We start from the raw sequence: 23,724 nt of genomic DNA on the forward strand, positions 1-23,724 counted from the left end.
AGGGGCCACCACCATATTTGCGGTGAATTTAAAAAGAATTCTAAAGTTAATGAACGAAAAATAAGGGGAGGAATTGAAGGATTTAGGAAATCCACCTTTCATATATGGAGATATGTGGAAATAAGACATAAAAAACTAGAAAATAGATTTACCGATGATTTTTAGGATTTAAAAATCATCGGTTTTTCAGTGCCCTCAGTGAAGCGACGAGGAGGCTCACGGACCGCCCGCGGAAAGCGCCCGCCTGGAGCGGAAATCAACAACAAAGTTCGTAGGGTTAAACTTAAAAAAATCCTATATTTATCTTAGGGATACTCTAAACTTTTTTAAAACAGGTAATTATGAAATTGATTCAAAAGAAATAATAATTAAAAAAGCACGGATAGTTTTTTTATTGTTCCGTGCTTTTTTCGTGGTTTTTAGCTTAATTTTATTGTTTCTAGAAAAAATATAATGTGCTGATCTAATAGAGATTCTATTTCAGATGTATCCTTTTCATCAAACTTTAAAATATTGTATTCAGTTAATAAGGTAAAAACAGGATATTGATATTCTATTGCTAACATTTTTGGATTAAGCGGTCGTATTTTTTTCATTTCTATTAATTTGGAGAAGACTATTTCAAGGAATTGGATGGTTGTTTTGAATAAATCATTTAATATTATTTCTCTTGCAAGTGAGGAACGATATTGCTCTACTTGAAGAATTCGCCACACTTTTTGTCCGTTCTCGTCTTCCATATATTTCTTGAAGTTTCTATGGCCTGCCTTTAAGAATGATTCTACGGAGTTTACTTTTAAAATATCATCTAATGCATCAACTGGTGGTAGAGTTTTTGAAAAGTCATTCCTAAAGAAAGTAAAGATATCCTCCAAGATAGCATCCTTGTTACGATAGTGATTATATAAGGAACTCTCTTTGATTCCAACTTCTCTTGTAATTTCTCGTATAGATACCCCGCTAAAACCTCTTTGGGAGAAAAGGTCCAATGATGTATAAAAAATTTTATCCTTTGTACTAATTGTCAATTTAGACACCTCATTTTCAGTTATTTACCTATTCAAAAGTATTATGTTCAGATAAAACAATACTAAATTTTAAATAGATATTGCAATTTATTATGAAATGATTATAATATCATTATACACTAACGTTCGTTAGTTTGCACTATGAAGTATTAAACCAAAGTAATTATTAAAAGGAAGTGTAAGTGTTGACCGAGATACTTGCAAACAATGGCAATAATCTTCAACAATATAAAGCTGATTGTGGAAGTTGCTTTGCTTTATGTTGTGTGGCGTTGCCTTATGCGCAGTCTGTCGATTTTGCTAAAGACAAAGATGGTGGGACACCTTGTATACATCTTAAGTCTGATTATAGATGTAAAATTCACCAAAATCTTAGAACAAGCGGTTTTAAAGGGTGTACAGTATATGAATGCTATGGAGCAGGACAAAAGGTTTCTCAACAAACATTTCATGGTGTAAGTTGGGGAGATTCCCCCAATATTGCTGATGAGATGTTTAGGGTATTTCCAATTATGCAACAGCTTCATGAAATGCTTTATTACATACAGGAAGCTTTAAACATACAAGAAGCGAGACCCTTACATGATGATTTGCTACGAATTTATAAGGAAACAGAAATGCTTACGAATGGTAGTCCACCTTCTCTCTTTGAGCTTGATGTGCCAACACATCGTATAATTGTTGGCAATCTGCTGTCAGAAGTAAGCAAAATAGTAAGAGCCAAAGTAAAAGGTGGGAAAAATAGAAAGTATAAAACCATGACGACAAATGATTTAATTGGTGCAAATTTTAAGAGTGCTAATCTAAAAGGTGTCAACTTTAAAGGTGCGTATCTAATAGGTGCTAACCTGAGAGATGCTGATTTAAGAGTATGTGATTTTCTTGGCGCAGACTTAAGAGATACAGACTTAAGTGGTGCAGATTTGACAGGAAGCATATTCCTAACTCAGGCACAAGTGAATGCAGCTAAGGGTGATAAAATGACTAAATTACCTAAAACGATTTCAGCACCACAGCATTGGTTAGTTTAATTTTAAATAATAGTCAGTAACAAAATGATTGGAGTGATAGAATTGGAAATCTTTATTAGCACAGATCAATTTAACTTTATAAAGAGACAAGTACAAAATCTTGTTAATGGTCAATCTACAGCTACGGATGACGGTGTAATAAATGCTTTGAAATCAATGACTCTAGAAAGGGTTATAGGCAAATTTCCAAAAATAGTTGAAGAACAATAGTCATAAAGAGGTTGGGATGTTCCTTGCTAAAGAAAAGGGGAAAGAACAAGGAACCTTTAAGACTAGAGGAAATTATATTTGTTATGATAGTAAATCATGCAACGAGAGTCTTACATCTTTAGATAAATTATATGAATTTGTGGATCTGTTTAAGTGATAAGAACTGATATACCGTAGAAACAGTGTTAAATGAAATGGGGTCGTGGTTCATTATAAATCAAAAACTTATCCATTAGTAAGCTATCAAAATTTCAGAAATAAAGAAAGTAGGTGTTTTATGTGAAAATAATGGAGAAGGTTACACTAGGAAATGTTGACCAATGGTATATTGCTAGAGGTTCGAATATAGATAATCCAATTTTAATATTCTTTCATGGTGGTCCAGGAAGTCCTCAAACTGGGGCACAACATAAATATAATAGAGAATTAGAGAAACACTTTCTTGTTGTAAATTGGGATCAGCGAGGTTGTGGTAAATCTTATAACAAAAATATAGACTCACAAACGATGAATGTACAACAATTACTCTCTGATGCATATGAATTAGTACAATATTTGTTAGAGCGTTTCAACAAAAAGAAAGTCTATATTATGGGTCACTCGATGGGAGCCTTACTGGGGATACTTTTTGTAAAAAAATACCCAGAGGTAACCATAGCATATGTGGGAATCAATCAGCCTATTAATAGACCATTGGAAGAGGAAGATTCTTATAGATGGACATTAGATTATGCTTCCAAAATAAATGACAAGAAGGCCGTTGAAGAATTAGAGAAAATAGGCGCTCCTAAAAATGGTTCATATAAATCAATTGATGGACTTGTAAAACAGAGAACCTATCTAACAAAAATAGGTGGAGTTACCTATAAGAAAAATGCTATGTTCATCAATATGCATTACTTGTTAAGTTCTCACTTTAATCTGAGGGATCGTTTAAACTTTTTTAAAGGCTTCTCTTTCACTTCTCAATACTTATGGGAGGAATTAAGTTCTTACAATATAACTGAAAGCATAGTTGAGCTAAATGTACCTGTTTACTTTGTAATGGGTCGACACGATAAAATTGTCCATAATTTAGTTGAAAACTTTTATCAAAATGTCAAAGCGCCAAGAAAAAGTCTCATAGTTCTTGAAAAATCTGGTCACTTGGCTTGTTTTGAAGAACCGGAAGTTTTTAACGCATTTATGATTAACAAGGTACTAGAAGAGAATGAGGTAGCCTAATAATAGATTAAAAATTATTGTAATTGATAAGAGAGGATTTTTCATATGTTTGGCATGTTTTATAACAGATATAAGGTTGTTTTTTGGCTTATTTTAGCCTTTTTATTTGGTACAGGTAGTATCTCAAATATCTATACAGGTACTACATGGGAAGTAGCGTTGAATGCTTCTCTTGGTACTATTTGTCTAGTTGTATCTATTGTATTATTAATTAAAAAAGGGAAAAAAGAGAAATGAGTCAAAATACAACTGAAAAAGATGGAAGAGTAATTATACTTTTTACACTTTTGGGGGCTTTTGCTGCCGTGGTAATGATTCCTTATCAAAAGGAGATGGGGCTACTAGATATTTTAATGGAGACCTATCATATTTCTTTTACCCTTGCTGTAATAATCAACATTATTCAGGTGACCTTATATTCATTTATTGCTTCTGCAATTGGACTTCATCTTGCAAGAAGTGTAGGTTTACAAGTTTCTTATCTTAGAAGTTTAGTATATAGAAATCACAGAGATACTTTGTCTTTAAAATGGGTAATAATTGCGATCCTAGGGAGTGCAATAGGAACATTACTTATATCACTCCTAGAAGTAAAGGTATTTCAACCGCATCTTGTAAATCAAATAGTACCTACAGTTAATCTTTGGAAAGCCGGATTGCTTATGTTTTATGGAGGTATTGTTGAGGAGATATTACTACGCCTGTTCCTTCTATCCCTGATTGTATGGATTTTCTCCATTTCTTATCGGAAGCAGTCAAAGCCTATACCAAAATCTATCTATTGGATAGCTATTCTGATATCAACATTATTATTTGGGCTCGGTCATTTACCTGCAACCGCTTCTGTCTTTGGTGAAATTACTACATTATTAGTTGTTCGTGCCATAGTATTAAATGGGTTGATGGGTGTTTTCTTTGGTTACTTATTTTGGAAAAAAGGGTTAGAGTACTCAATTATTGCCCATATGTTAGGGGATTTATTTTTGCATGTAGTATGGTATTCTTTGTTCACTTAATGGTAGGCATGTATAACATATGAGTTTATACAATAGGAGAATTGAAGTAGTGATATAAAATTTATTAAATTCAAGGAGGAGAAAAGGGTATGAAGGATATAACATTACGAGATATAGATAGTACCAACTTTTTTCAGTGTATATTGTTAAAGTCACAGGAGTCTAAAGGATACCCTCTTTTTGAGGAGCATGTTGCTTCAAATGCATTCTCCATTGCACAGTCAAAGGTTGAACCAGAGTGGATTACGAAGGCAATTTATAATAAAGAAAGTCAGATGATAGGTTTTGCGATGTATGGTCTCTCTCCAATTTTAAATGTGTTTTTTATTACACGCTTAATGATTGATTATAGATATCAGGGAAAAGGATATGGAAGATTAGCTATGTTGGAAATAATACAGGAATTGAAAGAAATCTCTTCTGGAGAAATCTATACAAGTTTCGTACCTTCTAATGGAAGAGCTAAAAAGTTGTATACGAGTTTAGGTTTTAAAGATACTGGTCGTGTCGTTGAATTTGGGGGAGAAACCGAACCACTTTACTGTTTACATGTTAGTTAAAATAGTGGAGCCACCTGTATAGCCCATATAAAATTAGTAAACTTAGTAGAATTAACAAGGGTTTAAGATAAATTGTCAGGAGTCATCAAAATGGACTTGAAAGGGATCTATAGTAATTGGGAGATTGGAAAGGTTATAGAGATTAGGGAAATTAACCAAGGCTTTATGAATAAAACCTACTCTATAATTACAGAGGAAAATTCGTATATTTTAAGAATTTATGAGAGTGAAAGTGATTTATCAAAAGTTAGACGTGAGTATTTTGTATTGGAGTATCTTAAAGATTGTCAGGTTTCCTTTGAAGTACCAACCTTTATAAGAAGTAGTGACGATTATGTTTACCATTCTTCTGAAAATGGAATTATTGCAGTCCTAATGCCTCTCTTGAAAGGAGATAGTCCAGACTTAAGCGATGCTAACCAAGCTTATGAAGTTGGAAAGGCATTGGGGAAATTAAATAAAGCACTGAGTAAACTAAGTGAAAGTATACATAAAAATCTAGGGGGAAATCCCAGTTATGATCAATTTCGTAACTTTCATCCCTCAATAAAAAACATTGACAAAATCTTTGATCAGTTACCAACTTCTTTTGCCAAAAGACAGCAACTACATAAGATTTTTCAACAAATAGATAAGGAAATTGAAAATAGTTATTATCCTATGCTTGCAAAACAGTATATTCATGGTGATTATACTCCGGGGAATATATTGACAAACAATGGTAAAGTAACAGGAATCATTGACTTTGAGTTTTTTTGTTATGAGGTTCGACCTATGGATTTGGCAATTGCACTAGGAGGAGGTCCGAAAGCCTTATGGGAAATGGACAAAGACCTAACAAACGTTGTTATGTTAACTAAAGGCTATGTAAGCATGAACCCTTTAACAGAACAAGAGCTTTTGTGTATTCCATTTTTAATTAGGCTTCGTCGTGCAGCAATGTTTGTTTATTTTACAGCAAGATATTTAAAAGGGCTTGATAATGAAAAGTGGATGAGTGGAATTATAGATTGGATACTCTTTAGTGAAGATTGGCTCAGGGATAACAAAGGAAGATTACTAAATAAGATTCTACAAAAAGGATAAGCGGGAAGGTGAGTGCCTTCCTTATAAGGTTTGGTATTATGATTTCAAAAAAGCTTGATTTTTAAAGTACCTCTTCCGTTTATAGTTTTAACTAAGTAAATTAAGGTTATATATTCTGATTATGTATGTTAGTTTTGGAACAAGGCTAACAAGTAAATCGTTAATAAGCGAAGTGGTTTAAGAATTAGTATTGTATTATTTGGGAGAAAAGGTTAAAATGGCTTTAATAACTAACAAACGTTAGTTATTAACCAAGGAGAACTAATCTATAGATTGCTTAGAGTTAAAATATTCCGAGGGATTAAAGAAGAATTAGAAAAAAGAGGGATAATATGACACGAAACATTTTAGTTAGAGAAATTACAAAAGAGAATTGGGAAGAAGCCTTCAAAATTTCTGTTCATGAAAATCAAGGTTCATTTGTTCCTACTGTAGCAGAATCTCTTGCTTATGCTTATCTTAAGCCTTGGGATGAGGCGTTAGATCCTTACGCTCTTTATAGTAACGATGTAATCATTGGAACATTCTACATTTCTTATACACCAGGTAGTGAGCATAATTATTGGATTGGTGGATTTCAAATTGATAAGAAATATCAAGGAAAAGGGTATGGTAAAGCTACTTTACTTAAAATAGTAGACTTCATAAAAATTATCCATCCTGCCTGTAAAAGTATTTCATTAACTGTTGAAAAAGAGAATAATCAAGCAATATATTTATACGAAAAAGTAGGATTTACAAGTCAGAAAAAAGCTAATATGTATGGAGAACTTGTTTTTAAGCTGGATCTTACAGACTGAGGGAAGAAAATAAGCACCATTTAAAGTTTAAGGGAAGATAGAAATCTAACGAACTTAGTGTTGAAGTTTTACAGTTGTGCAGTTTTATATATCAAAAAATTGAATCTTAGTCTATGAGCAATAATAGATTCTTTTGATACCATTATCACTAAAAAATTCTTTTCTAAGGAGGTACACAAGGTTGAATAAGATAACAGGAAAAAAGGCTAGAAGTCTCATGTTTTTAGGGTTTGCCCTTATATTCGTTGTTATAGGAGTACTTATTTTTTGGGATAAAGAAACATCTCATAAAACCCCTTCAACAGAGGTATCTGCTGATAAAGGAACATCACACGGGGAAAAAGCGACTGGAACAGGAGAGGGCGACGATAATACCGAATCTGTTACAAAGGACCAGCCTGATGATGCAAAGTATCAACTTATTAATGGAAAATTAGTTCCTACAACTGAATCAACAACAACAGTGGGCGGTTATTATGACAAGCTATCATTTATTGAAAAAAACATGTCGAAACTGTCCGACCGAGAATATGAAACGGATTCTATTGTTTTAACTTGTAGAACAATTGGAGCGGAGCGTTGTGAAGACCCACTTATAACCTTTAAAAATCCTCCTTCTACTGTAGAAGAGGCATATGAATTACTCAAAGGGCACCTTCCTATTGATGTTGCGATTGAAGGTGAGAACCAAACCAGCGATACAGTGTATGAATATTTGCTATCAAGTAATCTAGCACGGGAAAGTTATTCTGAGGTAGATTTAGCAGCAGGATCTATTCCTCTAAAATTAGAACTCTCTAATGAAGGTAAAGTAGTAAAAGCAAGATTCAAATAAGATTACACGAGCAAAAGTAAAAAAATTCCCCAAAATGTCCAACTCAGGCGTACAATTTGGGGAATTATCTTTCTAAGTTTCAGGCATTGGTGCTATATGAATTGTTAAATTAACAGGGAAGGGTAATTTAAGTAACTATAGAACTGATTTAGCATTATTTTTATAAATTTTAGGAGGTCACAAATGCTACTCGGAAGTGAGAGTTATCAGTATAAAGATAGTTATTTTGTTGTTGTACGTCCAATTACATATGTTGTAATTGGGATTTTGGTATTTGTAAGTGTTGTAACTTTTATAACATTAAAAATGAGGAAAAAGTAGAATATCTGTTACGCTATAGGATAGTTCTAGGTTGAAATAGACTGTGATTGCATAATAAAAAGGAGCAGAATAAAATCTGTTCCTTTTGTCTTGCTACTTGTCTTTTAAATGTGAATATGTTTAGATTTAAGTTATTTGACATGTAAAATTGATTTTTTTCCCCGTAACCGAGCCCATTATTCTCAAAAGATAGCTGGCTTTTATAATATGGTTGTACAATAATAACTATAGTGAATTCATAAATTTATCGGTTTCTCATACATATGACGCTGAAGGTCTTCAATTGTCTGTGGCGGCAACTTATCTATTTCCTTTATAGCATTTTTAATATCTTCTTTTGCGTTACTAATAATTGTTTCTTCTAGCTTTTCGCTCCATAGTCCTTTCTTATTAAGAAATTTTCTGAAGCGTTTTAAAGGGTCCTTACTTTTTGTTTTTTCTACTTCATCTGAATCTCTATAAAGGTCAGGATTATCACCTGAAGTTGAGTGTGGACCATATCGATATGTTAATGCTTCAATAAGTGTCGGTCCTCCGTTATTAATTGCTTGATTACGTGCATCTTTTGTGGCTTTGTAGACGGTTAATACATCCATTCCATCTACTCTTATACCTTTAATACCAGCCGCAACAGACTTTTGTGCTATCGTTTTTGCAGCAGTTTGCTTTGAAAATGGTGTGGATATTGCAAATTGATTATTTTGAACAAAAAAGATAGCTGGTGTATTAAAAGCCCCAGCAAAATTCATTCCTTCATAAAAATCACCTTGTGAGGTACCGCCATCACCTGTATACCCTACTGCAACTGCCTTTTGGCGTTTTTTCTTTAAACCGAGGGCTATTCCTGCCGTTTGAATAATTTGTGCACCAATTATGATTTGTGGAAGCAACGCATTAACACCTTCAGGAAATTGACCAGCTTTAAAATGTCCTCTGGACCATAGAAATAAGTTTTGTAATGGCACACCATGAAATAATAATTGTGGAATATCTCGATAACCCGGTAGTATCCAGTCATCTTTTTCAAGTGCAAATTGACTTCCTAACATTGATGCTTCTTGCCCATAAATAGGGGCATAGAAACCAAGTCTCCCTTGGCGATTTAACAAAATAGATTGCTTATCAAGAGCCCACGCATAAACCATCCTTTTCATCAATTCAATTAGTTCCTTATTGGACAATTTTGGAAAATTAACCTCATTAACCACATTCCCTTCTTCATCTAAAACTCTCAATTCTTTAAATTCCCTTTCAATTTCATTTAATAGATTTTCATTCAAAAGAACCCAACACCTTTATAATGTAATTTTATACGAACGTATATAAAGTAATTATAATAATTTTGGGTAATACTGTCAATATCAGCTGAAGATGCACAGTGTTATATAGATAATGCTTTTACAACAATCACAGTAAAAATGAGTTGAAAATCTACGGACATTCTATATCATTAACATTGAGGTGAATACTTTTGACACTTGAAAAACAATTGTTAAATCTAATCTCTATAGTAGAAGAAATTGAAGGTAAGGAACTAATCAAAATATATGAAGTTATGGGATATAGCCCACAGATAATAAGAAATTTATTAACTAAATTAAAAAAAGAAAAGTATATTGATTCCATAAATCGTTCCATCTATCGAATTACTCCATTTGGAAAAGAAGTTCAAAACTCTTTATATTTTAAAAGGGATTTGTACAGCAAGCATTGGGATGAGAAATGGTACATAGTCCTAATTGAAATACCAGAAAAACTCAGGAAGAAAAGAGATATATTTAGGAGAAAACTGATCCAATATGGATTTGGACAATTAAATAAAAGTGTTTATATTTACCCTTGGGATATTACAAAAGATGTAATGAATATCATCGATACACTTGAGATTGAGGATTTTGTAACGATTCTGGCAAGTAATGAGTTCCTATTAAATAAAATTTCTAAAGAGGGTGAGAAGGGAGCGAATAAAGCATTAGAAATATGGAACATTGAAGAACTTAATAATATATATAAGGAAAAATTTGATCAGTTCGAGAATGAGTTTAAATCAGGAATTAATAACCTAATAACTAATCAATATCCGGATGATTTAACAGTATTTATCTATTATTTGGAGGTTGGTAAAATAATAAACGAACTGATGGACATTGATCCAATGTTACCCCCAGAGTTTTTACCGGGGAGCTGGGTTGGTACAAAGGTATTATCAGAATTGAATAGGCTATATAAGTTGTTAGCAAGTATTATTCCAAAAGAGTCCTTCTATTCTAATTTTGTTGAGAAGGATTTATAGATTTAGTTTCTTTTATAGGGTTTTTAGCCTTACTTTCAGAACTGTTAAAGGAAAAATCTATTAAAAAAACATGAATAGTGAAGTTAAGTAAGGGATGCGTTAATCCAAAAATGGATTAACGCATTTTTGCTGACTAGTAATTGGTTTATAAGGAAAATAAAATCTGATAAAAAATCAATTTAATTAAGTTTTAGGGGATACTGAATGGTTAGCAATCTATACTACCAATACGCCGAGATGTAATTTAATGGATTTATTAATTAATATCTATCTTTTTTTCGCTTCTCATATATTTGACCCTAGAGATTTCAGCCGTTTGCGGAGGCAGCTTTTAAAATTGCTCATAGCATTTTAATATTTCTATATATTCTAAAAAGCAATTATTTTATTTAATAACCATTCACGGGTATCAGTACACTCAATAATTAATAATCCTTCTGTGTTAGGGGCCATTTTACCAATTAGTTTTCCTTTTGAATTCCATGCACAACTTCCCCCAGCTGCTTTATATCCGCCTGTTTCACCACAGTAATTTGCCATTAAGACTGTCATATTATAATATTTTGCCGTGTGCTGAAGTACCATAGTATCATTTTCATAACCATTGGTTGACAACAATGCGCTGGTGATATAGACAGAGGTATTAGTATAGTAAGCATTACTACTGTGGATAGGGCTGCTTGAATCAGCACAGATGGCAAAAGAGAATATTTCATTTTTTTCAATTACTTTTGGATTTAAATCGCCCGGAATAAAGTAGTGTTCTTCGCCTGGATGTAAAAAATGTTTTGTATAAAGTTCAAAAGTACCGTCTTTAAAGAATATTAAACTACAAATAAATAAATCTTTCCCTAATCTAACAGGTGCCCCTACAACTGCATTTACTTTATTGTTAATACAACAGTTTTGAATATCTATTAATCTTTCATCCTTGATAGAGAATGCAAGTTGATTTGCACGATCTAATTCGTACCCCGTTAAAGAGAGTTCAGGAAAAATGACAAAATCTCCGTTATTTTTTCCTGTTGTTTCAATGACATCACAATGCTTTTTTATGTTGGATATGATGTCTCCATCTATTACTGAGATTTGAGCTAACGCAATAGTTATACTATTTTTTTCTTGTAACAAAAGGTGCTCTACTACCATAAAATGCTCCTCTCTTATACCTCAAAACATGTATAAAGAATGTTGTGAAACCTTGTCATCTCCTCTCAAAACTCATTATCAGAATATTAACCAAACAAATTTAAAGGGTTTAATATCATTCAGAGAACTGTAACATTAGAATTCCCTACCATATTAAATTAGGTAAATTTTACACTAACAACCGTTAGTATGGAAGTGCAAATATTTTTCTATTAATTGGTATTTTCCTGTTGCATTTTAAAAAAGAAGTATTATAATAATCAATGTACTAACGTTCGTTAGTATACATTACAATAAGGGTAAAAAATAACAAAATAAAGGAGATTATTAGATTGAGTAAAATAATGCGTTTAGAAGGGTTCATTGTTTTTTTACTTGCCATTGGATTTTATTATGTAAATGATTTTAGTTGGGTAATATTTATTGTTTTCTTGCTTGCCCCTGATATTGGGATGATAGGATATACGATTAATAATGCAATTGGTGCATATATTTATAACATTTTTCACACTTATTCGTTCCCTCTTATTTTAATAGGAGTGTCAATTTTGATGAACGTTGATATCTTCTTGTTGATTGGCTTGATTTGGAGTGCCCATATTGGAATGGATCGGGCATTAGGTTATGGACTAAAATACAGGACAGGGTTTAAAGTCACACATCTTGGCAAGTTGTGATTATTAATAAACTATTATGGTGAAATCATTTATATAATCAATTGAATTTTGAAGGGGAGAAAGAATTATGAAGAAAATAGCCGTTTTTTGTGGATCAAGTGATGGGGCTCAAAAGGAGTATAAGGAAGTGGCAGCGGAGCTTGGTAAAGAACTAGCAAATAGGGGAATTACATTGGTTTATGGAGGGGCTAGTGTAGGAGTAATGGGTGCATTAGCTGATTCAGTTTTACGTAATGGGGGAGATGTCATCGGGGTAATTCCTAGGTTGTTAGAAGAAAGGGAAATATCGCATAAAAAGTTATCAAAACTATATGTTGTAGATACCATGCATGAAAGAAAGGCACATATGTCTGAGTTGGCTGATGGGTTTATTGTTTTACCAGGAGGTCCTGGAACCTTGGAAGAATTTTTTGAAATTTACACATGGGCACAAATCGGCATACACCAAAAACCTTGTGGTATTCTTAACATCAACAATTATTTTAAACTACTATTTGAATTGCTTGATCATATGATTGACCAAAAATTTTTGCAAGAAAGATTTAGGTCTTTAACGATTATAGAAAACAAACCAGAAGATTTATTAGATAAACTTTACCAATTTGAGCCACTAGCAATTAAAACGTATCTACGTTAATTGTTATAAAGTAATTGCTAATTATAGGATATACCTACTCCTTGGTAATAAAATTAAAAAGGGAGAATTGAAGTTATGAAAGTTAAAAAAAGGTTTAAATTTTTGAAAGTCGCTAGAAATGTATTTTTAATTCTATTATCTATCTTTCTACTTTGGATGGCATACCATCAGTTAATGACTAAATTAGAACAAAATAAGTACCCTGCAATTGGGCAATTAGTAGAGGTTGATGGGAAGAAAATGCATATCTATAAACAAGGGGAGGGTGAACATACCATTCTCTTATTAAGTGGGCTAGGTACGGTAGCCCCATCGCTAGATTTTGAACCGTTGATGAATGAACTAGCAAAAAATAATAAAGTTGTAGTCATAGAGCCTTTTGGTTATGGTTGGAGTGACATAACAAAGAAGGAACGAACTGTTGATAACATTGTAGAGGAAATTAGAACAGCTCTTAAGGAAAGCAATATCAATGGACCGTATATCTTAATGCCTCACTCCATTTCGGGAATATATAGTATGTATTATGTAAATCAATACCCTAATGAGATAGAAGCTATAATTGGGATTGATAGCACTTTACCCAGGGCAACAGAGTACTTTCAAGAAGCTACACCAAGTTTACCAGGATATTTAAAACTTGTTGCCCCAACAGGGATTGCAAGAGCTGCAGTAAATATTATTCCTGACAATTTTCTTCCAATTGCAGATGAAGAGACTTATTCAGAGGACAATTTAAAGATGACAGAGAAGCTTTCTGCGTGGAAGGCATATAATTCTAATGTTATAGAAGAAGCAAAAGAATTAAGTGGAAATATCAAGAAGACAAGAGATATGTCGTTTCCTTCAAAAATGCCTATTCTGATGTTCACGACTAAGGAAGACAAGGTAAATGAAGAAGGAAAATCAAATGTCACCTTTTATCAAGACGAACTTCGAAATCAAGATTCGAGCAAACTCATCACTTTAGATGGACATCATTATTTACATTGGACAAAATCCCAGGAGATGAGTAAACAAATTAATGATTTTATTAAAAGTTACATTGAATTTGAATAAAGCCCGATGGAAAGGAATCGGAGCAACCTAAAGAGATCATTGAAGGTCATGAGAGGATAGATTAATGGGGTATAACAAGCTTCAAACAAAAATTGAATTATTAAGAAATATGATGATTGAGGTTGGTTTAAAAGAGGGACTTAGTAGTACCGAAACTATAAGGATAAGCAAAGAGCTTGATAGATTAATTATCAGTACTTTCAGTAAGAAACTAAGATGCTAGCTAAAAGCTAACCTTGTTCAGATTCGAATAAAAGGCTCAATACACGCGTATATTTGGATGCAGAAGCCTAACGATGCAGGTTATGCAGCTTATAAATTTATTGAAAAGATTTCTTCATAAAGTGTTTTATAGATAAAAGGTGATATAAACTATTATAATGTCTCCCATGGTATACTACCCAAATGAACCAAAAAACCTTCCACTAACTCATTAATGGAAGGTTTTTTGGTCTAATAAAAAATTTTACTACATATAAATTTACTTCATTTTAGCTAATTGTTCTATAGCCTCCAATACCTTCTCAGGATGATTTTCAGGAATCATGTGACCAACATTGGGTAATATGACCATTTTAGAATTTGGAAGATCCTTTTTAAGTCTTTCAGCCATTTTGATAGTTCCAAAAGGATCATTTTCACCTACAACTATAACAGTGGGAACTTCTATTTCCTTATAACGAGGGCTAATCTGCATTGATGTTAACGGAAATGCTAAAGTATCCTCTCTATTAGCTTTAAACTGAGTTGGTCTACCCCATAAAGCTAATAGTTTTTCCTCGTAACCAGCTGGAGGTGTCTCCGGTAAAAACGTTGCTTTAGTTGTTTCTTTACCCATTGACTTACCTAATGGTGTTGCTAATAGGGTATTCATAATTAAATCGCCCAAGATAGGAGTAGTTACTAGTTCTGAAAGGGTATCTCCATGCTCAGCAGGGTATCCTTCTTTATACATTGCTCCTCCCAAGGTAACAAGACCTTCAACATCCTTAGGAAATTGAAGTGCATAAGACATAACCATGGTGCCACTCCAAGAATGTCCCACAAGGATAATTGGCTCCGTTATATTCAGCTTTTTTAATGCATTATGAATTAACTTAGCTTGTGTAATTGGAGTGACTTTTTCGTTGGATGGCCTTTCGCTATGCCCATACCCAGGGCGGTCAAATGCGATAGCCTTATATCCTACTTCGGCTGCAAGCTCAATTACATCGGAAAAATCCTCACTTGAAAGTACGCCTCCATGCCGGAACACAACTGGCTTACCATTTCCTTTACTCAAAAAATGAAGTTTGATACCATCAACTTCAACAAAATCTCCTTTAGGAGGATATGCCAATTCAGTCTTTCTAAATTGATATTGGTTGTAAAAATATAAAGAAACCATTCCTATAAGGAAAGTTACAAAAAAAATGATAAGCATATACTTCCACCTCATTCTATTCACCTACTAAAAAGTACTTCATTAACATACTTGTAAGTATGTTATGTTCAAAAAAACACCCGGTTTTTAACGGGCATTTTTGGGATTTATTCCGTCCCATATTATTTTCGATATAGAGTCAACCATTTGAGCAAGAGGTACGGAACTTGGAGATACCGTCCACATGAGAACCATCCCATTTATTAAGCCGTGGAGAGTTATAGATAAAGATCTAGCATCAACTTCTTCAGAAATCAACTTTCTTTTTTGAAGGTCCCTTAAGATTATTTCAGTTCCTGCAAATAGATTTGCAAACACTTCATCTAACTTCTCTTTAACTTCAGAATCACGCCTTCTGGAGATAAACTCAAAAAACAAGGTAGGTTGTTGGCTTTTGTCATCTTCACAAGCTTTAAACTGGTTATGAAGCAATCTGCTTATAGCAAGTTCAGGGCTTGAAGACCTAAATACCTGTTCTAATTGAGAAGGGAGTTCCATTAATAAATTTGTTAGGCTCGTATTTATTAACTCAATAAAAAGGTCTCCTTTACTAGAAAAGTGCCAATATACAGCTCCTTTGGTTAATCCCGCATCCTCGGCTATTATATCAAGGGTTGCGCCTTCGTAACCAAGTTCTCCAAATACTTTACCTGCAGATTTCAATATTTTAGTTCTCGTATCTAAGTGATGATTTAGGTTTGGTTCCTGAAAATCAACTAATTTCTGCCGCATTCCCTCCTTACTACCAAAATGTCTCCTTACAGTAGTCCAATGAACTCCAGCTAGTTCCGCAATATCGGCAAATGTTATTTTATCTACAGGATATTTAGTGGCTAGATCTTTAGAAGCCTCCAAAACTCTCTCATGCGATCTCATTTATTACTACCTCCATTTGTTACATTAGAATACCCGTAAGTATGTTAATATTGTAAAATTATTGAAGTTAGATGTCAATAGCTTTTAGTAATGACCTTGCACCAAGTCGTGAAGATATTGAGGTGACTAAGCGATTAGCTGAGGCGGGTAAGACAATGTGGATATAGGTTTTAGTCCATCTTGTAGTATGTTCAGATAGATTATATCTCTTAAAGAGAAGGGTTATCTATGAATCGTACTTATAGCGAATAATCACTAAACTCAATTAATTTAAATATTGTATACTTTAGTACAAATTATTACATTTTTCGAGTTGTTTCATAATAATTATATGCAAAATTGGTAAATAATGTGATAGATTTGTAGTGTAATACATAAAGAAGGGGAGTTAATTATGAAAAAGAAAACTATGGTAGTATTTTCAATACTATTAGCGGTTCTATTGACTGCATGTGGAGATTCTACATCTTCATCAGGCGATGGTAACAAGGGAGATAATGAGAAAACAAAGGGATTATTGAAAACAGAGGATATTGATAAAATGTACACTGACCCCGATAAGTACAAGGGGTATGAAGTAGAACTAACTGGGCAAATCTTTACTGATCCAGAGAAAGATGATGAGGGTACTTATTTTCAAATGTGGGGAGACCCAGAAAATGTTGAAAAGAATACTTTAGTTGCTGTTAATGACCCAAATTTAGAAGTGAGAACTGACCAATACGTAAAGATAAAAGGTATAGTGAAAGATAAATTCGAAGGTGAAAATGGTTTCGGAGCAGAAATAGTAGCACCAATGATTACTGCAGAAAGTGTAGAAGTTATTGATTATATAACAGCAATCGCGCCAACTATAAAAGAAATAAAAGTAGATCAAGAGATTAATCAGCATGACCTAATTGTTACTTTACAAAAAATAGAAATTGCTGAGAACCAAACACGAGTATATATTAAAGTCCAAAATAATACACAGGATAACGCATCTTTTTATTCGCACTCTACAAAATTAATTGTTGGAAGTAAACAGTTAGAAGAAGAATATATGGATCCTACAACAACAGGACTTGCTGAAATCCAATCCGAACTGCTACCTGATATTGAAACAGAAGGGGTAATAGTGTATCCTGCAATTGATCCAAATGAAACATCGTTAAAGTTACATGCCGAAACATACTCAGATAATTATGATTTGGATTTTCAACCATATGTTTTTGAGGTAACTATAAATTAAATTGGACTAAGAGATAATAAAGTATTTGACTAATGTATATCTAGTCAAATGCTTTGTTTTTTTTCGTTTTTCTTTTGGTTTACAGATAGAAACGTTACGGTGAACCGTATCACAAATAGTGGTAAAATAGAGAGTGGAAATTGTACTTGATAATCAGTGGTTAGATAAGTTATTTACTAACATAAAATGAGGAATAAGAGAAGATTAAAAATTGAAAAAGCCTCTGGTATACACCAAAGGCTTTTATCATCTTTTAAGTTAGTTTATTGCATTAACGAGTGCTTTTCCAAATTCTTCAGCGCCATCTGGGCCGTCACCTGTGATAATGTCACTATGTGCAATAACATGTTTCTCAACATACTTTACATTATTTGCTTTCAGTTGGTCTTTTTGTACGTCAACAGGGTAGCAAGTTGCTTCTCTACCTTCAAGTAAGCCAGTTTGCACGACAGAAACTGAACCAGCACAAATTCCAGTAACAAGAATTTTATCATTATGTGCTTTCTTTAAATACGTGGATAATTCTCCATTATTCCAGAGATGATCATTTGTGCCAGAACCACCAATAACAGAAATAACGTCAAAATCGGTTGCTGTAGTATCGGTAAAGACCTTTTCGGATATTGCCTTACCTTCAAAATCGCCAATAATTTCGCCAGTTTTTGTGCTTGCAATTGTTACATCTATTCCTGCTTTTTCAAGTGCCTCTTTTGGTTTAAATAATTCATCTTCATTAAATCTTTCGGGTGGTATAATTAAAAGTGCTTTTTTACTCATAATTGTTATTCCTCCTAAAATAGTTTGTCTTTAACTCACAAATATATATTACAACCTGTTTGTTATTCTGGGAAGAATGCACTTTTTTGTAACAGGGTAACCTTAAAGTAACAATTGAAAGCGGAGGCAGAAAATATGTCGGATACACTTAGAGATGAAATTAAAGAGAAGATAATAAATGGTGATTACAACTGTGAAAAAGAACTTACTTTATCGATTATCAGTGGTAAGTGGAAAGTTGTGATTTTATGGCATTTAGGTGTTGAAGGTCCGCACCGCTTTAGTGAATTACAAAGATTATTTCCAAAAATATCCCATAAAATTTTAACGAATCAATTAAAGGAATTGGTGGAAGACGGCATTGTTCATCGAGAGGTTTATCCAGAAGTTCCGCCTAAAGTGGAATACTCAATGACTGGATTGGGTATGACGTTACTTCCAATTGTGGAAATGATGTATGATTGGGGGAAAAAACGAATAGAAGAAATCAAAAGAGAAATAGGGGAATCAAATTAAAAGTAATAGAGTGTTTAATTAAAAAAGTAATGGTATGAATCAATTTCATAAATTTAACGCTTAGAGCCTTAAGGTCTCAGAGACACAAAAAAAGGAGTACCTCCCCAAAATGTCGAATTTAGTAAGCACCACACAAACTAATAAGACTGGAGGAAGACTCCCTATGACTATTATACGACAAGGAAGCCTATTTGACCTACAAGAATTATATCATTTAGAACCTACCCAACGGTTTGAAGCTGTTTTTTCTACCATTGACATTGAACCGATCTTCGCTGTGGTAACGAAGAAATCGCGTTTTGGAAGGCCTGTTGAGCTAAACTATGCAGCGATGATTTATTCGCTCATCGCTAGAATTACGGAACGAATTCCATTTATTAAGGATTTAGTGAAACGATTAAAACATGACATGATCTTCCGCCTCGACTGTGGGTTTTTAGTTTCCGACTCTATCCCTTCAGAAGCAGCTTATTCTAGAATGATTACTATTCTTTGTGAATCCGATGTTCTTGAAAATGTGCAAGCAGTTATGTTCACAGTGACTCCCCGGAATTTGTCGAATATGGATAGAGAGTGTATCTACATGAATTTGCTAAACTGAAATAGTAGCTAACTTATTCTAAAATGTCTATTCGGAAAATAGTTTTTTGTAAAATCTGAGAAAAGAACAATTCTAAATAGGCGTTTTTACAGTCGCTATATTTATTAAACAATAATCGTAAACTTATATGTTATGGACTGTGTAACATTTATGTGAAACAAGGTTTTCTGGGGAGTCACTGTGGCAAAGATTACTATAGTGTGTCCTTACTTTTTTTAAAACGTTTCCATATCAAGAGCACTAAATTAATGAAAATAATGTACACAAATACTAGGATCATATAAATCCAAAATAAGAGGGTGATGGTGTCTTGCCATTTATTTAACTCTAATTGAGTAACTGTTATAACTAGTATTAAGAACACAACTGCTAATCCTATTAATATCCCCATAACAGTGTAGCGTAGTTTTTTAAATGTCATTTTGTCAATCCCTTCATTAAACATGAGACACATATTCTCCGTAATAATCTCCTGTACTTGCAGTAAATTCTCTTTGTTTTCCATAATTATCCTCATAAGTATATACTGAATTCGATAGCCTCAGTATTTAACTGAGGAATTGGCAGCACTTGAACTGTACGGGCAATGTTACAGAAAAGAGTCGAGATAAACGAACAAACGGCACTAAAATTTTCTTCATAAATTCCTCTTTTAATTATTTTAAGTGGAGGTTGTTATGAAGGGGCATTTTTATGTAACCGATTACACTTCTATGTTATCATAGGAAAATATTATTTCAATAAAAGATACCGAATAATATCCTGTTTCTAAACGAAATCGCATAAACAAATGGATATTCGATAGCCAAATCCCCGTCTTTTGATAAGTTTTATTTTATTATGGTTTTCCTCCATGATGCCATTGGAAAGGGGGAGAACGCCAACACCCTCCCCTGAAGAATACCTTCATAAAGTTATATTCGCATTGACTCCTCGGATTTTGTTGAAGATTGACAAAGAGTGTTACTACAAGAATTTGCTAAATGAAATAGCAGCTAATTGATTCAGAATGTCTATTAGGAAAGTAGTTTTTTGAAAAATCTGAGAAAATAAAAACCAATCCTAAATAGGCTTTTTAACAGTCAGCTTTATTTATTAAACAATATTCGGAGCGGTCTATGATATGAATGTACAACATTTATGTGAAACAATATCTTCCGTGGAATCAATGACTGAGAATAATCCCTAAAAAAATAAATTTTAACCAATAAAAGAGGAGTCTGAAACGTCTTGTATGTGAAAGGAGGCTTAAGTAAAATGGGTCAAACGAGTTTGCATCAATCAGATACATCCATAGATAACATCGAAGAGTTTAAGAAATTGTTCAGTGAATATAAGAAGCATGTGTTTGCAATTGCACTTTCTATACTAAGAGACTTTGAATTGTCTGAAGATGTGTTACAGGAAGTGTATATTAAACTTTTTCAGCATATGAAACATAATGAGATAACAAATGTTAAAGCGTGGCTTACTAGCGTATCTCGAAACACAGCATTAGATCTGTATCGAAAGAAAAAGCGGGAACTAACAGGTTTTGACAATGATTATTTTGAACATGTGCAATATCTTTCGGGTGATCCTTTAGAAAAAATGATTTTATCTAAATACTTGGAATTGCTTGATTGCGAGGAAAGGCAGATTGTCATCTTGAAGGACATCTCGGGTATGAAGCACAGAGAAATCGCCAAAATCGTTGAAATGCCTTTGGGAACAGTACTTTGGAAGTATAGTTTAGCTCTAAAAAAACTTAGAAAAGGTATAGAGTAAGGAGGATTTCTGATGAAGAAAGATAAAATATTGAAGCATTTGGACAATGCTATTGAAAAGCAAGTGCCAGATGTTTGGGATGAAATAGAGACTCAGATACATAAAGCGGAAAAACTAGGCAATGGAGAAAAGGTTGTTAGACTAAGTAATGTTAGTACCCAAAACAAAAAAGTAACTCTTTATAAAAGAATTTCATTAGCTGCAGTAGTTGGCTTAATTGTTGCTATTATGTTCACTTTTACTCCTGTTTTAGCAACTATTCAAGAGGTATATGATAAAATCTTTTCGAGTAAGCATATTGATGATACCGGTGTAAGAACGGCAATTAATCTAGGGAATGGTCAAGCTGTTAATCAAACATTTTATGATAAAAAATATGATATAACCGTGCATTTTGAGAGTGTAATGACGGATGATAAGGAGACAAAACTTCTATTGACCTATCAAAGTGATAATACAGATTTAAAAAACGTTTATATTGATTTGTTTGAGGGTGAAAGTTCGATCAACCTGATAGTCGGAAATCAACAAAAGAAATTAGGTTCTGTAGGTTGGGGAAGTAGATATTACGATAGTAAAGAAAACAAGGTGGCTGAAGCCTTATCTTTTGCTTCAGTAAAAGAATATGAAGGACAGGACATTCGTTTAGAAATTGAAAACTTGACAATATATGATGATAAAAACGGGCCTAGTAAGGTTCAAACAATTTGGCCTATTGATTTTAAGCTTGCTAAATCAGCCATCTCAGATAGAGAAACTGTAGAAGTAAATAAAGAATTCACTTTTAGACAAGAAACATACAAGATTAAGCAGATAGAATTTTCGCAGCTAGAAACAAGAGTGGTCGTTACTATACCACCTAATCCGAATGCCGTGCAGAACATGGATGGAATACAAACTAGAGTAATGAGTAAATTGGAACATAAATTTCTTGATGCAAGAAAAATAGATAAGGAATATGGTTATATCGTTGATGAAAAAAAATCGGGTGTATTTTTGAAATCAGCTGGTGAACGAGTTGACCCAATTTTTAGTAAGGGTGAAGTTGAAGGTGCAGAAGATGAGTACATTATGATTTTTGCTCCGGTTAAAAATCGACAAGACTGTATTCTTGAAATCGGTGACGATATTAAAATACCACTCATTGGTAGTGGAACTGCAACTTTAGAAAAACAATCCGAAGATAGTGAAAAACAAATTATAGACGAAGTGTTAGCTAAAAATGGATATACAGCAGAACCACTTTCACATGATGAAATGAAAGAAATAGATTTATATCTTAAAAAATATCAATCCGAATTTTCAATCGACAGAACAGTAATAGGAAAATTGAAAAATCATGAAAATTCTAAAATTATAGAAGTTTCCATATCACAAACATCAGATATTCTTACTGAAATTCAAGCTGAAAATCCAGAAGAAGCTGAAAAAGCTAGAAAAGAAAATGGGTTATCTTTCATTCCGATTTATTTAACGAACTGAGAAATAAGTTATGTTCACAGGGACTCCCCGGAATTTGTCGAATATTGATAGTGAGTGTAACTATATGAATTGTTAAACTGAAATAGTAGCTAATTTATTCTAAAATGTCTGTTCGGAAAAATGGAAATAGTAGGAAATTTAAATTATCAGTATAAATTGATTAAAACAGAAAAAATTGAAATCTTTTACATGTGTAATTAGAATCCATATGTTAATATTAATTAAACAATAAGTAAAAGGACCGAATAAAAATGTTAAAGGATATCAGTGATTGGGAACTAGTGGGCTATGGTGGGAAAAGTACACTCGAAAAAGAGGAGTTACGTTCTCCAAATCGAATAGATTATTTGATTAAATATCCAAGAGAGTTTGATGAAGGTGTTTCTTGGGAAGATCTTACTGAATTAATTGCTGCTAAAATTGATACACTTTGCGGTCTTGAAATGATGAAAGTTGAAATGGTAATAAGAAAGGGGAAGAGGGGGTGTCTTTTACGTAATTTTGTAAAAGAGCACAATGCAATGATGGCTGAAGAAGGTGGTTCCCTTTTGCCTAGTCTAGTGGACGGTTATCAAGAATTATTAGAGTCACCTCTGAAAAACATTGAATTAATTGAATATGGATTCAAATTTATGGAGAAATTTCCTTATTGGTCCGCGATGAAATCTGAATTTATTAATTTACAATTATTCGATGTCCTAATTGGCAATCAAGATCGACATCCGTTTAATTGGACATTGCTGTTTTTACATTCAGGAGTGAAATTTTCTCCAATATATGATAATGGTGCCTCCTTAGGCTTCCGTTTTGACGATACTAAACTTGCATACATGTTGTCCAATGAACAGGAGTTGAACAAATATACTAACAAAACAAGAGTAAAAGCAGGTATATTTGAAAAGAAAAAAGTCAAAGCTAGAGATTTGATCATATATATTAGTTCTCAATATCCAGTTGAATTTAATAATGGTGTAAAGATGTTAGAGGACTTTGACATGAAGCAATATACTATTTTTATAAAATCATTAAGTATTCTAAGTGAAACACAAAAGAAGTGGTTAACGAATCTAATACCTTTTCGAAGGGGAAAAATATTAGATTGGGTAGGAAGGGGTGAAGAATAAT

At 33.1% G+C, this 23,724-nt stretch carries 27 protein-coding genes and 3 pseudogenes; 22 read left to right on the forward strand and 8 right to left on the reverse strand.

Going from position 1 to position 23,724, the window contains the following annotated elements; translation table 11 throughout:
• Positions 1 to 419: 419 nt before the first annotated feature.
• Positions 420 to 1,028: a TetR/AcrR family transcriptional regulator gene (locus ACTNDN_RS03565; RefSeq protein ID WP_441130786.1), complete on the reverse strand. Its 609-nt coding sequence runs from the start codon at positions 1,026 to 1,028 to the stop codon at positions 420 to 422.
• 185 nt (positions 1,029 to 1,213) lie between these two features.
• Between ACTNDN_RS03565 and ACTNDN_RS03570 the strand changes: the two genes are divergently transcribed.
• The 10 genes and pseudogenes from ACTNDN_RS03570 (at position 1,214) to ACTNDN_RS03615 (ending at position 8,111) form a co-directional block, all read left to right on the forward strand.
• Complete coding sequence (locus ACTNDN_RS03570; RefSeq protein WP_251629520.1) at positions 1,214 to 2,059, forward strand: pentapeptide repeat-containing protein; 846 nt, start codon at positions 1,214 to 1,216, stop codon at positions 2,057 to 2,059.
• A gap of 42 nt (positions 2,060 to 2,101) precedes the next feature.
• A pseudogene (locus ACTNDN_RS03575) lies at positions 2,102 to 2,426 on the forward strand (hypothetical protein).
• A gap of 131 nt (positions 2,427 to 2,557) precedes the next feature.
• Positions 2,558 to 3,493 (forward strand): alpha/beta fold hydrolase, encoded by a 936-nt coding sequence (locus tag ACTNDN_RS03580; protein ID WP_441130809.1) that lies wholly within the window; start codon positions 2,558 to 2,560, stop codon positions 3,491 to 3,493.
• Between the two features lie 45 nt (positions 3,494 to 3,538).
• On the forward strand, positions 3,539 to 3,730 hold the full coding sequence (locus ACTNDN_RS03585) for a hypothetical protein (RefSeq protein ID WP_251629523.1): 192 nt from the start codon (positions 3,539 to 3,541) through the stop codon (positions 3,728 to 3,730).
• Positions 3,727 to 4,509, forward strand: coding sequence for a CPBP family intramembrane glutamic endopeptidase (locus ACTNDN_RS03590; protein WP_251629524.1), 783 nt, complete (start codon positions 3,727 to 3,729; stop codon positions 4,507 to 4,509). Before ACTNDN_RS03585 ends, ACTNDN_RS03590 begins: the two co-directional genes overlap by 4 nt.
• An 89-nt stretch (positions 4,510 to 4,598) precedes the next feature.
• Positions 4,599 to 5,069, forward strand: a complete 471-nt coding sequence (locus ACTNDN_RS03595) for a GNAT family N-acetyltransferase (protein ID WP_251629525.1) — start codon at positions 4,599 to 4,601, stop codon at positions 5,067 to 5,069.
• 90 nt (positions 5,070 to 5,159) lie between these two features.
• Positions 5,160 to 6,155 (forward strand): phosphotransferase, encoded by a 996-nt coding sequence (locus tag ACTNDN_RS03600; protein WP_251629526.1) that lies wholly within the window; start codon positions 5,160 to 5,162, stop codon positions 6,153 to 6,155.
• Positions 6,156 to 6,487: 332 nt separating this feature from the next.
• Positions 6,488 to 6,955: a GNAT family N-acetyltransferase gene (locus tag ACTNDN_RS03605; protein ID WP_251629528.1), complete on the forward strand. Its 468-nt coding sequence runs from the start codon at positions 6,488 to 6,490 to the stop codon at positions 6,953 to 6,955.
• A 181-nt stretch (positions 6,956 to 7,136) separates the two neighbouring features.
• Complete coding sequence (locus ACTNDN_RS03610; RefSeq protein ID WP_251629529.1) at positions 7,137 to 7,790, forward strand: hypothetical protein; 654 nt, start codon at positions 7,137 to 7,139, stop codon at positions 7,788 to 7,790.
• Positions 7,791 to 7,973: 183 nt separating this feature from the next.
• A complete protein-coding gene (locus tag ACTNDN_RS03615; RefSeq protein WP_251629531.1) occupies positions 7,974 to 8,111 on the forward strand; it encodes a hypothetical protein in 138 nt (45 codons plus the stop codon).
• A gap of 236 nt (positions 8,112 to 8,347) precedes the next feature.
• Here the strand turns inward: ACTNDN_RS03615 and pdhA are convergent, their stop codons facing one another.
• On the reverse strand, positions 8,348 to 9,391 hold the full coding sequence (pdhA, locus tag ACTNDN_RS03620; RefSeq protein ID WP_441130787.1) for a pyruvate dehydrogenase (acetyl-transferring) E1 component subunit alpha: 1,044 nt from the start codon (positions 9,389 to 9,391) through the stop codon (positions 8,348 to 8,350).
• Between the two features lie 191 nt (positions 9,392 to 9,582).
• On the opposite strand from pdhA, the gene ACTNDN_RS03625 reads away from it, so the two are divergent.
• Positions 9,583 to 10,404, forward strand: coding sequence for a PaaX family transcriptional regulator C-terminal domain-containing protein (locus tag ACTNDN_RS03625; RefSeq protein ID WP_251629536.1), 822 nt, complete (start codon positions 9,583 to 9,585; stop codon positions 10,402 to 10,404).
• A 369-nt stretch (positions 10,405 to 10,773) separates the two neighbouring features.
• On the opposite strand, the gene ACTNDN_RS03630 is transcribed toward ACTNDN_RS03625, so the two are convergent.
• The gene (locus ACTNDN_RS03630) at positions 10,774 to 11,553 is read right to left on the reverse strand and encodes a carbon-nitrogen hydrolase family protein (RefSeq protein WP_441130788.1); all 780 of its coding nucleotides are present in this window, start codon (positions 11,551 to 11,553) and stop codon (positions 10,774 to 10,776) included.
• A 344-nt stretch (positions 11,554 to 11,897) separates the two neighbouring features.
• Here ACTNDN_RS03630 and ACTNDN_RS03635 point away from each other — a divergent pair, with 344 nt between their 5' ends.
• The 4 genes from ACTNDN_RS03635 to ACTNDN_RS03650 all read left to right on the forward strand — a co-directional run bounded on the left by ACTNDN_RS03635 (position 11,898) and on the right by ACTNDN_RS03650 (position 14,149).
• Positions 11,898 to 12,230 (forward strand): DUF4260 domain-containing protein, encoded by a 333-nt coding sequence (locus ACTNDN_RS03635; protein WP_251629576.1) that lies wholly within the window; start codon positions 11,898 to 11,900, stop codon positions 12,228 to 12,230.
• A gap of 67 nt (positions 12,231 to 12,297) precedes the next feature.
• Complete coding sequence (locus ACTNDN_RS03640) at positions 12,298 to 12,867, forward strand: TIGR00730 family Rossman fold protein (RefSeq protein WP_251629539.1); 570 nt, start codon at positions 12,298 to 12,300, stop codon at positions 12,865 to 12,867.
• Between the two features lie 75 nt (positions 12,868 to 12,942).
• On the forward strand, positions 12,943 to 13,926 hold the full coding sequence (locus ACTNDN_RS03645) for an alpha/beta fold hydrolase (RefSeq protein ID WP_251629540.1): 984 nt from the start codon (positions 12,943 to 12,945) through the stop codon (positions 13,924 to 13,926).
• 64 nt (positions 13,927 to 13,990) lie between these two features.
• Positions 13,991 to 14,149 carry an aspartyl-phosphate phosphatase Spo0E family protein gene (locus ACTNDN_RS03650; RefSeq protein WP_285846638.1) on the forward strand — a complete coding sequence of 53 codons (159 nt, stop codon included), beginning with the start codon at positions 13,991 to 13,993 and terminating at the stop codon, positions 14,147 to 14,149.
• A gap of 258 nt (positions 14,150 to 14,407) precedes the next feature.
• On the opposite strand, the gene ACTNDN_RS03655 is transcribed toward ACTNDN_RS03650, so the two are convergent.
• Both ACTNDN_RS03655 and ACTNDN_RS03660 read right to left on the reverse strand, forming a co-directional pair.
• Positions 14,408 to 15,349: an alpha/beta fold hydrolase gene (locus tag ACTNDN_RS03655; protein ID WP_441130789.1), complete on the reverse strand. Its 942-nt coding sequence runs from the start codon at positions 15,347 to 15,349 to the stop codon at positions 14,408 to 14,410.
• 87 nt (positions 15,350 to 15,436) lie between these two features.
• Positions 15,437 to 16,225, reverse strand: coding sequence for a TetR/AcrR family transcriptional regulator (locus ACTNDN_RS03660; RefSeq protein WP_251629543.1), 789 nt, complete (start codon positions 16,223 to 16,225; stop codon positions 15,437 to 15,439).
• A gap of 71 nt (positions 16,226 to 16,296) precedes the next feature.
• On the opposite strand from ACTNDN_RS03660, the gene ACTNDN_RS03665 reads away from it, so the two are divergent.
• Together ACTNDN_RS03665 and ACTNDN_RS03670 are read left to right on the forward strand one after the other, a co-directional pair.
• Entirely contained in the window at positions 16,297 to 16,392 is a 96-nt protein-coding gene (locus ACTNDN_RS03665) for a JAB domain-containing protein (RefSeq protein ID WP_311298480.1), read from the forward strand.
• Between the two features lie 227 nt (positions 16,393 to 16,619).
• On the forward strand, positions 16,620 to 17,456 hold the full coding sequence (locus ACTNDN_RS03670) for a DUF4352 domain-containing protein (protein ID WP_251629545.1): 837 nt from the start codon (positions 16,620 to 16,622) through the stop codon (positions 17,454 to 17,456).
• A gap of 258 nt (positions 17,457 to 17,714) precedes the next feature.
• On the opposite strand, the gene ACTNDN_RS03675 is transcribed toward ACTNDN_RS03670, so the two are convergent.
• The gene (locus ACTNDN_RS03675; RefSeq protein ID WP_235251872.1) at positions 17,715 to 18,233 is read right to left on the reverse strand and encodes a DJ-1/PfpI family protein; all 519 of its coding nucleotides are present in this window, start codon (positions 18,231 to 18,233) and stop codon (positions 17,715 to 17,717) included.
• Positions 18,234 to 18,368: 135 nt separating this feature from the next.
• Between ACTNDN_RS03675 and ACTNDN_RS03680 the strand changes: the two genes are divergently transcribed.
• Positions 18,369 to 18,749 carry a winged helix-turn-helix transcriptional regulator gene (locus ACTNDN_RS03680; RefSeq protein WP_031535550.1) on the forward strand — a complete coding sequence of 127 codons (381 nt, stop codon included), beginning with the start codon at positions 18,369 to 18,371 and terminating at the stop codon, positions 18,747 to 18,749.
• Between the two features lie 163 nt (positions 18,750 to 18,912).
• Positions 18,913 to 19,272 (forward strand): annotated as a pseudogene (locus ACTNDN_RS03685) (transposase); the annotation flags it as partial.
• 271 nt (positions 19,273 to 19,543) lie between these two features.
• Here the strand turns inward: ACTNDN_RS03685 and ACTNDN_RS03690 are convergent.
• Positions 19,544 to 19,855, reverse strand: a complete 312-nt coding sequence (locus tag ACTNDN_RS03690; RefSeq protein ID WP_441130790.1) for a hypothetical protein — start codon at positions 19,853 to 19,855, stop codon at positions 19,544 to 19,546.
• Positions 19,856 to 20,118: 263 nt separating this feature from the next.
• A pseudogene (locus tag ACTNDN_RS03695) lies at positions 20,119 to 20,211 on the reverse strand (hypothetical protein); the annotation flags it as partial.
• A gap of 396 nt (positions 20,212 to 20,607) precedes the next feature.
• On the opposite strand from ACTNDN_RS03695, the gene ACTNDN_RS03700 reads away from it, so the two are divergent.
• The 3 genes from ACTNDN_RS03700 to ACTNDN_RS03710 all read left to right on the forward strand — a co-directional run bounded on the left by ACTNDN_RS03700 (position 20,608) and on the right by ACTNDN_RS03710 (position 23,723).
• Positions 20,608 to 21,117 carry an RNA polymerase sigma factor gene (locus ACTNDN_RS03700; protein ID WP_048718323.1) on the forward strand — a complete coding sequence of 170 codons (510 nt, stop codon included), beginning with the start codon at positions 20,608 to 20,610 and terminating at the stop codon, positions 21,115 to 21,117.
• A gap of 12 nt (positions 21,118 to 21,129) precedes the next feature.
• Positions 21,130 to 22,599: a DUF4179 domain-containing protein gene (locus tag ACTNDN_RS03705; RefSeq protein ID WP_109768502.1), complete on the forward strand. Its 1,470-nt coding sequence runs from the start codon at positions 21,130 to 21,132 to the stop codon at positions 22,597 to 22,599.
• 251 nt (positions 22,600 to 22,850) lie between these two features.
• Positions 22,851 to 23,723 (forward strand): HipA domain-containing protein, encoded by an 873-nt coding sequence (locus tag ACTNDN_RS03710; RefSeq protein ID WP_441130791.1) that lies wholly within the window; start codon positions 22,851 to 22,853, stop codon positions 23,721 to 23,723.
• Position 23,724: the final 1 nt, after the last annotated feature.

The organism is Niallia sp. HCP3S3_B10, from assembly GCF_052064465.1.
Taxonomy (GTDB): Bacteria; Bacillota; Bacilli; order Bacillales; family Cytobacillaceae; genus Niallia; species Niallia hominis.